At 39.6% G+C, this 11,845-nt stretch carries 1 protein-coding gene; it reads left to right on the plus strand.

The annotated features are described in order from the left end of the window. The first annotated feature begins 8 nt into the window (after positions 1 to 8). Positions 9 to 11,531 carry a two-partner secretion domain-containing protein gene (locus tag J576_RS02070; protein ID WP_033855472.1) on the plus strand — a complete coding sequence of 3,841 codons (11,523 nt, stop codon included), beginning with the start codon at positions 9 to 11 and terminating at the stop codon, positions 11,529 to 11,531. Positions 11,532 to 11,845 lie beyond the last annotated feature (314 nt).

Here is an 11,845-nt window from a genome sequence, read left to right on the forward strand (position 1 = left end):
ATTTTAGAATGAATAAGAACCGTTATCGTATTATTTTCAGCCATGCTCGCGGTATGTTTATTGCTGTTGCTGAAATTGTAAAAAGTAAAACCAAGCAAGCAGGGCAAAGTCAGGGACAAGTGGGAACAGATTCGACTATAGATTCGGTTCTACCTATTCATTATAAAAAACTAAATCTACTTAATTTTGCTGTAATTGGTTGTTTGGGAGCATTGGTGATTAGCTTGCCAATGAGCAGTGTTGCTGAAACTCAGATTATTGCTGATAAAGGTGCGCCTACATCGCAGCAACCAACTATTTTAAATAGCGCAAATGGCACGACTCAGGTCAATATTCAAACACCGAGCGCAGGTGGTGTGTCACGTAATACCTATACTCAGTTTGATGTGGGGCAAGAAGGCGCCATTTTAAATAACTCACGTAATAACACCCAAACCCAATTAGGGGGCTGGGTACAAGGTAACCCATGGCTCGCAAAAGGCGAAGCCAAAGTTATTTTGAATGAAGTGAATAGTAATAATCCAAGTCAACTCAAAGGCTATATTGAAGTTGCCGGAAAACAAGCACAAGTTGTTATTGCGAATCCATCTGGTTTGATCTGTGATGGCTGTGGTGTGATTAACGCAGACCGTTTTACTTTAACCACGGGTCAAGCGGTAATGAACCAAGGTTATCTTGAATCATTCCGCGTCCGCGAGGGACAGGTCACGATTGAAGGTAAAGGTTTAAATGGAAGTTTAACTCCCTATACAGATATTTATGCGCGTGCTTTAAAAGTTAATGCTGGCCTATATGCAAATGAACTCAATACTGTACTTGGACAAAATGATATTCAAGTCAAAGACCAAGTAGCTCCTCAAATCACGGCAACAACAGGACCCACAACCACACCTCCGCCAAACTTTGCTTTAGATGTAGGCCAATTGGGTGGCATGTATGCTGGAAAAATCTTTTTGGTGGGAACAGAGCAAGGGTTAGGTGTACGTAACGCAGGTACGATAAATAGTACTCAAAGTACGCTTATGCTGAACGCAAATGGTGATTTGGTCAATAATGGTAACTTGATCGCGAATAAAGATCAGGTACAGCTGAAAGCTCAAAATACTAAAAATACCGGTAATGTGAGTAGCGCAACTTCACAAATTTCTATTGAAAGTCAAAGTCTAGATAACTCTGGTTTAATCAGTAGTGCTGATGAGTTACGTCTTAATCAACAAAATAGTTTAAGTAATAGTGGCACATTGAATGCTGCTCGCCTTGTTATTGATGCGGGTAGTCTAAAAAATAGTGGTTCTATCGAACAAACAGGTTTGCAAGGACTTGATTTAAAGTCAGGTTCAATGACAAACCTTGGTGGTAAAATCGGAATTGCCAAAAATACCACAGGTGGCGGTAGTGGCGGGGCGACAGGGGGGAGTGTTCCGACAGTTCCAACTGATCCCTCCAAAGATGGCGGAAGTTTAGAAGTTGCTACTCCAATAGATACGACCCCAAAAACTTATGATCAAGGTTATATTCATGTTAAGGAACAACTAAATAATGACCAAGGGGCGATCATTGCCAATGGTGGTGTAGATTTAGACAGCCAAAATGGTCTAGATAACCAAGGCGGTCAACTTAATCTGGGTGCTATTCATATTAAAGGGAATAGCTTTAATAACAACCAAGGTGAGCTCACAGTTAAAAGTGCTGATATCCAAACCTCAAGTTTTAGTAACCAACAAGGATTACTGCAATCACTCACTTCTTTAGATGTAAATAGCCAGTCGATTGATAATCAGGGCGGTAAAATTAATGCCTTGAATAATATTAGTATGATCTCGAGCGGTAACATTCTAAATCAAGCGGGGCAGATCGCGAGTTCGTCTGAACTTTATTTACAGGGATTGGGCCTAAACAACAGTGGGGGTGATCTGGAGGCTGAACAATTATTAAAACTTAATCTTTCAGGTCATTTGAATAACCAGAAAGGAAAAATAGTCACTAATAATAACCTGGATAGTTCGCTTTTTGGTTTAGATAACGACCAAGGTGAAATTTCTGCAAAAAATATTACGATTCAAAACAAAGATCAGGCTGTAAATAATGGTTCAGGAACGATTTATGCTGATCAAAGTTTAAAAATTCAAACTGGATCTTTAAATAATGCAGTCAACGGTACGTTATCTAGTCATGAAAATCTGCAAATTGATAGTCAACAACTCACCAATCAGGGCTATATTCGTGCTGATCAACAATTAAAAATTAATAATACAGGTGTTATGACACAGCAAGGAGGTGTTCTTTCAGCCTACGGTAATATTGATTTAACGAGTCAGCGTCTTGTTAGTGATGAAAAAAGTGTTATTGCGGTCGGTATCAATGCTCAAGGTGAGCAAGATCAAAATGCTCAAGCAGATTTAAATATTAAAACAGAGCAGGCACTTGAGCATCACGGAAAACTACTGGCAAGCCATAATATTGATTTAGATGGGGCAAATGTAGATTTATCGCAAGGAACGGCAGCAGCTCAAAATATAAATATTACAGCTCGTGATGGAGATATAAATAATCAGTCTGGTATGTTGCAGGCTGACACTATCCAATTAAATGCAATACAAAGCCAGCAAAGTCTGATTAACCAGGGTGGTCAAATTCTTGCGAAAAAATTGAATTTGAACATTGGGAAAGATATTAATAACCAACAAGGTTTGATTCAGCACACTGCATCAGATGACCTGAATTTAACTATTCAGGGAGTCATTAATAACCAGCAAGGCCGTATTCTCACAAATGCAAATCAGTTAAATATTCAAGCACAGGGACTCAATAGTGACTCTGGTGTGATCCTGCATTCGGGCCAAGCTGGCTTAAATATGGATATACAAAATATCCATGCGCAAAAGGCTGAATTGAGAACTAATGGCGCACTTAAACTTACGACCGATCAAGCACTATTAGACCAATCAAAAGTGTCTGCTACTCAAGCCAATATTCAAGCCAACCAATTTACTGACCGTAATGGTGAAATGTTGTTTAGTGCGGTAAATGGTCAAAGTTCAATTCGTGTAAATGGTGACTACCAACATCAAGGAAGTGTATTACAAAGTAACCATAGCTTAGACATTCAAACAGGTTCGCTTAGTAACCAAAATGGGAATATCTTAGTCACCCAAAATGGTTCATCTTCACAACCAGTACAGTTAAATATTGTCAGCCAAAACGATATTCAAAATGATTTGGGTAACATTGTGAGTGAAGGCCAACTTTCATTGAAAACTGGAAAAGGAATAAGCAACCAACAAGGAAATATAATTAGTTCTAATACGCTTGAGCTTACAACAGATCAGTTAATTAATAACCAGTCTGGGCAGATACAAGCGAAGGATATTAAGCTCTCTGCATCAAACTTAGACAATAGTTCAGGAGTAATTGCTGCTAAAACTGGTGATGTATCACTCAATATTAATAATCAGTTGATTAATGGTCGTGTTGAGCAGGGTAAATCGGCTGGTATTATTCAGGCAGCACAAAATATAGATGTTCAGACTGGGTTATTAGACAATAGTGGTCTGATTTATGCGGGTCAAAATCAACAACTCAAAGTTGCTCAAAATCTTAAAAATGCTGGACAGTTAGCTGCTCAAAATAACTTAAATATACAAACGGCGACACTGTCCCAGACTTCTGCAGGGAGCATTATTGCTGGTTTAACATCAGATGGTTCATTAGCAAATCAGGGTAATCTTAACATTGATGCTACAGGTGCTATAAGTGCGCAGGGGCAACTGATCGCGGGCGGTGATTTAAATAGTCAGGCAGCGAGTCATGTCTTAAACCAAAGCCTTGTTCAAGCAAAAAATATTTCGCTCAACAGTAAATCTGGTCAATTGAGCGCTCAACAAAGTTCTATACAGGCCGCACAGCAACTCAATTTAACCACTCCAGATACGCTAGATACTCAACAAGCCAATTTAAAGGCGAATAAAGTTCAAATTAATGCAAAAGACTTAAATAACCAGTCAGGACATATCCAGCAAACAGGTTTAGATGATACTCAAATTTTGTTGACAGGTGATTTAAGCAATCAAAACGGACAAATTGACAGTCTAGGCCAAAAACTACAAATAAATGCTAATAATTTAAATAACCAGAATGGTCTCATCCAATCTGGTACAGCAGACAGCCAACTTATACTCGCTATAGCTAATACGCTCAATAATAATCAGGGCAATATCAAAACTGCTGGTAGTTTGCAAACGAATAGTTCTGAGTTAAACAATGATGCTGGAACGCTACTTAGCTTCAATGGCTTTAACATCAATACACAGCAGCTTAGCAATCAAGCGGGTCAAATTGTTGAGGCTGGAACACAAGACAATATTGTTAACCAATTAATTGTTAAAAACCTTCTAAACAATAGTAATGGCAAGATTCAGACAAATCATAATCTTGAAATTCAGGCTGGTGTGTTAAAAAACAATACGGGCAGTATTGTGACCGCAGGCACAGCAGGTCTTAACCTCAACACAGCATCACGACTCGATAACCAGTCTGGAAATATTCGTTCTAGTGGTGATCTCAATGTAAATGCACAAGACATTTTAAATGATCAGGGACAAATTCTTGCTGCAAAAAATGCTCAGCTTAATAGCCAAAACACCTTAAGTAACCAAGCGGGATTAATTGCAGCACAGCAACAATTAATGATTCAAAGTGCTGCCTTGAATAACCAAGCGGGTCAAATTGGGTCGGTAGATGCGGGCGTAAATATCCAGACGACTCAGCAAGCACTCAATAATCAGAGTGGTAAGATTCAGGCGAATCAAGCGATTAACCTCGATGTACAGGGGCTTGATAATAGCCTACAAGGTTTGATTAGTAGTACTAAAGGTGATCAAAGCAAAATTCAGATTGATACTCACCAGCAGAACCTGAATAACCAAAATGGGCAGATTAATAGCGGTAATACATTACAGATTAGTACCAATGGTCTGAACAATCAGCAAGGTTTAATCACTGCACAGGGTGATCTTGGTATAAACGCCGTGCAACTGATTGATAACAGACAAACCTATCTAAATGCTACCTTGCCAGAGTTGGCCCAAGGTATTCAATCTTTAGGACAAGTCGTTTTACAAACATCAGAATTAAATAATGAACAAGGTCAGGTCATTGCTGGCAATGGATTAACCATTCAAGCGCCTAAGGTGAATAACAGTAATGCGGGCTTGTTAGCCAGTGGACGAGACTTACTGATCGATAGTGTTGGACAAGCAGGTACGATTAATAATCAGAAAGGCAAAATCAGTGCTAATCAGAACATTAGTCTAAATACAGGCCTGATGAGCGGAAGCCAACTCGATAATAGTCAGCAGGGCCTCATTAGTGCAGCAAAGCAAGTCAAAATTATTAGTCAAAATATTGATAATTCAAACAATGACCAGAACCAAGGTATTCAGGCAGGGCAAATAGAAATAGCTGCTAGTACTTTAAATAATAGTGCTGGACGAATCTCTGCTGAGCAGCAACTTAATTTAAATATTTTAGATAATTTAAATAACACCAAAGGCTTAATTAGTAGTCTTGATCAATTAACAATACAAGGTCAGCAAGATAATAACCGTCTAATCGTAAACAATCAGCAAGGGACTATTATTGCAGGTGAAGAAGGCTCATCAACTGCAGGTTTAAATATTCTGGCCAAAGGTTTAACAGGCGACGGTAAGGTCTTAAGTCAGGGACAGTTAAATCTTCAGCTCAATGATGATTATGTACAAGATGCTCAAGGTCAGTTGCAGGCACAGGGAAATTTAAACCTTAGCTCTAAGGGAAAAGTTACCAATCATGGTGCAATCAAAAGCAACGGACAGTTATCTATTTCAGCAAATACAATTGAAAATGCTGTAGATGGCAGTTTGGAAAGCCAGCAAACTCAACTTGAATCTGTAGGCGTGCTCAATAATTATGGACTCATTAATGGTTCAAATACATATGTTAAGGCAGGCCAACTCAATAATATTGCCGGACGTATTTATGGTGACCATATTGCAATTCAGGCGAATACTTTAAATAACCAAAGCCTCAAGGGTTTAGCGCCAGTCATTGCCTCAAGAGGTGATCTGGATCTGGGCGTACAGGTTTTAAATAATCTGGAAAATAATCTAAATCATCAAAGTGGTTCGCAAATTATTGCCATGGGAGACTTGCGTATAGGAGGTTCGCTTGACTCACAGTGGCATGCTCAAGGAACTGCTCAGCAAGTCAATAACCGAAGTTCTGTAATTAATGCCAATGGCAATATCGACTTGAATGCTGATATTGTTAATAACCAGAATGTCTTTTTTACAACCAAACAACAGCAGACCACAGAGCAACTGGATTACTGGAATATGTATATTTCAGATTCGCGTGCCGGATGGTATAACCCTGGTCCTCAGTCCTTAATTACTCAGGAAATCTATAGCCAGAATCCAGATTTATTTACTAAATTAAAGCCTGCACAACAACTTGTGACTTCCTATGACAACGCAACGATGCAGGATTATTTAAGTCGTCCTGATGGTTATTTCTTCATTGTAAATAACTATGACGATAGCTCAGCCGGCAACATGTTTAAAGGCTATGTCGTTTATAACGGACAGCTCTACAGTACTGACCATTATGAAAATGTGAAAAGTACCCAAACTACGACAACGACTGTAGCTGATGAGTCAGCACCTGCTGTGATCAGTGCAGGGGGTAATTTAAGTTTCACAGGCACAATTAATAATGACAAAAGCCAAATTATGGTGGGTCAAAAGCTGATCGGAGATGCAAACGCAATTCACAATGTCGATGCCAAAGGTCCTAAAATTACGCATGAAGAAGGAACGGTAACACCAAGTTATGGCAGTTATGGTGGCAAGGGGCACGATAGAGTCTGGGCTTCTGCTGAACAGGCTTATAACCCAGCAGATGTTACCAAAGGGGTGGATTTATTTATCTATGAAAATCCAACCAGTGCGACGCCTGTTAAAGTGCAAGACCAAACCCAGCAAGTCAATAAAGACAAACTGACTGAACAGGCGCTTAGTCAAAATCATGACTCCAATATTGTTGGTCAGCAAAATACACAGGTTAATCAAACAGAAACTGTTCAACAAACTGCAGCTCAATCTGATCGTATTCAATCAAATGAAATTAAAACAGGTCAGGCACAGCTTGAAGGCGTAGTCGGGGCAAACACTACCGATCATAAAGCCATGAGTAGTAGCGCAGTCGATCAAATTCAAAACACTGATACTAAGGCTGCCTCTGTTCAGGGGCAAACAACACAGATTGATGGTAGTGGTTTCGAGATTCGCACCAACAACGCTAACGTTAAAGTCCCAAATAATGCGTTGTATAGTAAAAATCCGGACAGCCGTGCTAACTACCTTGTTGAGACAGATCCAGCGTTTAGTAACTATCGCAACTGGTTATCTTCAGATTATATGTTGAATGGATTGGGACTTGACCCAGCGCTTCAACAAAAAAGATTGGGTGATGGTTACTATGAACAACGTATGGTACAGGACCAAGTTGCTCAACTGACTGGCTACCGTTTCTTACAAGGATATGGTTCTGATGAGGAGCAATATAAAGCGCTCATGAATAATGGGCTGAGCTATGCAAAACAGTACAACTTACGTCCGGGTATTGCACTCACTCCAGAACAAATGGCGCAATTAAGCAGCGATATTGTTTGGTTGGTAGAAAAAGAAACTACCCTACCAGATGGTACAAAAACCAAAGCTTTAGTCCCGCAAGTTTATGTTAAAGCGCGTGTGGGGGATTTAAAAGGCGATGGAACTTTAATTAGTGCCGATAGTATTCAGCTCAATTTAAGTAAAGATTTGACCAACGCGGGAACAATTGCTGGACGACAAGTTGTTCAAATTAATAGCCAGAATTTAAACAATCTTGCTGGAAACATCCGTGGTGGTGTAGTTAACCTGGGTACTGAAAAAGATTTAAATAATATTGGTGGTATGATTCAGGCCGATCAAGCCATGAATTTGCAGGTAAAAGGTAACCTGAATATTCAGTCAACCACACAGAGCAGCCAAAATGCATTAGGTCAGAGCAACTATAGCTGGACAGGAATAGATCGTATTGCTGGTCTTTATGTCGGTTCAGCACAACAGCAAGCGTTGAGTGATCAGCCAACCTTAGTGATGAATGTTGGGGGCGACACTCGTATATTGGCTGCAAATATCCAGAATAATAGCGGTGGACGAAGTATTATTCGTACGGGCGGTGACCTTAAAGTCGGTAGCCTGAATACGGAAGTGACTAACAATGTGGTGGGTAGCTCAAAAGCTTATCATTTAGATACAAGACAAGTCGAAGTTGGCAGTCAGATTAAGAGCCAAGGTGATTTAAGCTTACAAGGCAATAATATTCAGATTCATGGTTCACAAATTAGTAGTTCAGAAGGCTTAACTGCGTTACAGGCGAAAGAACAGCTACAGATTGAAGAAGGCCGAAATAAACTTGATCAACAAGATCAGTCAAGCTTTAGTAAGAGAGGTAAACTGAGCAGCTCTACGACCAGTGACTTTAGCCATCGTAGTTCAGATGTTGCGGTCGGTAGCATTGTTGAAGGCAAAAAGGTGCTATTGGATGCAGGAAATATCAATGTCCGTGGCAGCAATGTTGTTTCTGATGAGTTGACGCAGATTCAAGCCAAAGACAATGCAAATATTGAGGGAGCTCAGAACCAATACAACAGTCAAACCAATAGTGTTGTTAAAAACTCTGGTGTTATGTCTACGGGGGGTATTGGTTTTAGTTTAGGTAAAAAACAAGAAACTACTTTAAAAACCGAGCAACAACTCACCAATAGTGCTTCTCAGGTGGGCAGCTTAAACGGTAATACCAATATTGTAGCGGGTAAGACCTACCAGCAAACGGGAAGTACCGTTTCATCACAGAAAGGTGATGTGAATATATTGGCAGAGCAGGTCAATATTGAAGCTGCTAAAGAACAAAGCACAAGTGATTATAAGCATGAGATGCAACAGAAAGGTTTAACACTTGCAGTAAATGTTCCCGTAGTCTCGGCTGTACAAAGTGTAGCGGAGTCTGCTAAGCAGGTTGGTCAAAGCAAGAATGATCGTGTGAACGCAATGGCAGCAGCCAATGCTGGCTTTGATGCTTATAAGGCTGGACAGGCTTTAAGTTCATTACAAGGTGCATTATCAAATGCAGGTTCACTCAATGGTGGTGTAGAAGTTGGTGTTAGTCTGACTTATGGTGAACAGAAAAATACTGAAACAAGCCATTCACAAAGTACCACTGCGAGTCAAAGTCAGGTCAATGCTGGCGGACGTACATCTATTGTGGCTACAGGCGCAGGAGATCAATCGAATATTAATATTGTTGGTTCAGACGTATTGGGACAACAAGGTACACGCTTGGCTGCCGACAACAATGTCAATATTAAAGCAGCAGAACAAAACCATATTGAAGAAAGTAAAAATGAAAGTGCAGGCTGGAATGCCGGAGTTACTGTAAGTAACCAAACCGGTTTTGGTGTAACGGCTGGCGGTAACTTGGGTAAAGGTAAGAGTAATGGTACCGACACAAGTTATGTGAATAGCCATGTGGGTTCTAAAGATAGCCTAACCACGATAACAAGCGGAAAAACGACGAATATTATTGGCGGACAAGTACAAGGTAAAGGTGTACAGATTGAAGCCGATAACTTAAATGTTGAAAGCTTACAGGACAAAGTGACATATAAGAGCAAACAACAGAGTATGTCAGCACAAGTGAGTGTAGGTTTTAGTGGGGGTAGTGTATCTGGAAGCTTTAGCAACTCTAATGTAGATGCCAATTATGCATCTGTAAATGAGCAGACAGGTGTATTTGCAGGCGACGACGGTTACCAGATTAAGGTGAATAAAAACACTGACTTGAAAGGTGCAATTATTACCTCGACTCAGACTGCGGAAAACCTGAAGAAAAATAGCCTAGATACAGGAACTTTAACGTCTTCTAACATTCAAAACGTGACTGAATATGATGCTAAGGGCATTTCTGTAGGTGGTGGTTTTAATGCCGGAAAAAGTGGTACGGCAGGTAACAAAGAACCTGACACGGTACTTTCGACACCAAACAAAATTGATCAACACGCTTCAACTACAGTAGGGGTAAGTAAATCTGTTGGGTTTGGTCTAGACGGCGATAAAGACAGTAGTGTGACCAAAAGCGGTATTAATACTCAAAACATTACAATTCGAGATGAACAAGGCCAGCAAGCGTTAACAGGTAAAACTGCCGGACAGATTAAATCTGAGATATTGACGTCTGTAACTACAGATACAGCACGTGAGAATAGTGGAGCACTGCAAAATAACTTTGATAAAGATAGAGTTCAAAGTGAAATTAATTTGCAGATGGACGTAACGAAGAACTTTGATGCGAACCGTCAGGAAGCAAAAGCTGAGATCAATAAGAAGATTGATGATGCGAAAAAAGAAAATCAATCTATTATAGACAAGCAAAAACAAGGTCTAGGCTTAAGTAAACAAGAGCAAGACCAATTGAATGCTTATAATGACAAAGTTGAAAATTATCAAAGACTAGGCGTATTACTAGACAGTATATCAACAGGTTTGTCAGCTCCAACAAGTTCAAGTCTAGGTATAGCAACTGCAACCTTAAGTCCAGCGGTAAGTTATAAGATCGGTCAATACTTCAAAGAACAAGCGAGTAATAATGCAAATGGTCAACTAACGAGTGGTCAAGAAGCTGCACATATTTTAGCTCATACCATCCTTGGCGCAGCAGTTGCCGCGGCTGGTGGTAATAATGCGTTGACTGCGGGACTTTCAGCAGGAGGAGCAGAGGCAGCGGCACCAATATTATCGAGTTTCTTGTATGGAAAAGCTGCCAAAGAACTCACAGCAGATCAGAAATCTACAATTAGTTCTATTGTAGGTTTAGCGGGTAGTGCAGTTGGGGCAACGACGGGTGATATTGGTTCTACAGTTCAGAATGGGCAGGTTGCGCAGAATGCTGTGGAGAATAATGAGTTTTCAATAGTTACAGATGCAAGTAACAAGCAAGCAGGGAAGTCTATTGCTAAAATGCGTGCGGAGTGTCAAGCAAATGGTATTAATCCAAACTCAGCGGCATGTGGACAATACCAAGATGCGAAACTAAGGAAAGAGGCATCTGGTACATTGGGAAATTTAAGTGATGGTGCAACTATAGTAGGTTTATATCCGACACCTGCATCACCTTATTTGCTCGGTGCTGGTACTTTATTAGGTACAGCAAGTACATTGTTAGATGACGAAAAATCTATATATCAAAAGGGAGCAGAAATTGGACTTTCTACAATAGCTGGAAGCGCTGCAAGTAAAGTTGTTAAAGGTGTAAAAACACCAGAGGGAGATAGGTTATATTCCGAAACAGTAGAAAAGATTTTTAGTGAAACATCGGGTAAAGTTGCAGAAAAAGTACCTGGAGGAGTTATAAGTTGTGAGAAAAATCCTAAACAAATTGGGTGTGGAAAATGATTAAAAATATATTGCTGAATTATATTATGGGAAAATATAGAAAGATAATCGTTATAATTTGTACATGTATTGGTATTTTAATTGTTGGGCATCTAATTGTTTTTAATAATTTTATATTTGGTGAGGAGTTTTTTGCCTTAGTTTTATCCTATTTTGCATTTATTGTTGCAATATATAATGGATCACCAGTTGGATTTCCTTCAGTAAATATAAATTCTAATGATTTTGATATTAGTATACGAGCCTTATTCATAATAATGACATTGTCAATATTCTTGTATATATCATATTCTATATTTTAAGGAGGTAACCTA

The organism is Acinetobacter sp. 766875 (assembly GCF_000582055.1).
In the GTDB taxonomy this organism is placed as follows: Bacteria; Pseudomonadota; Gammaproteobacteria; order Pseudomonadales; family Moraxellaceae; genus Acinetobacter; species Acinetobacter nosocomialis.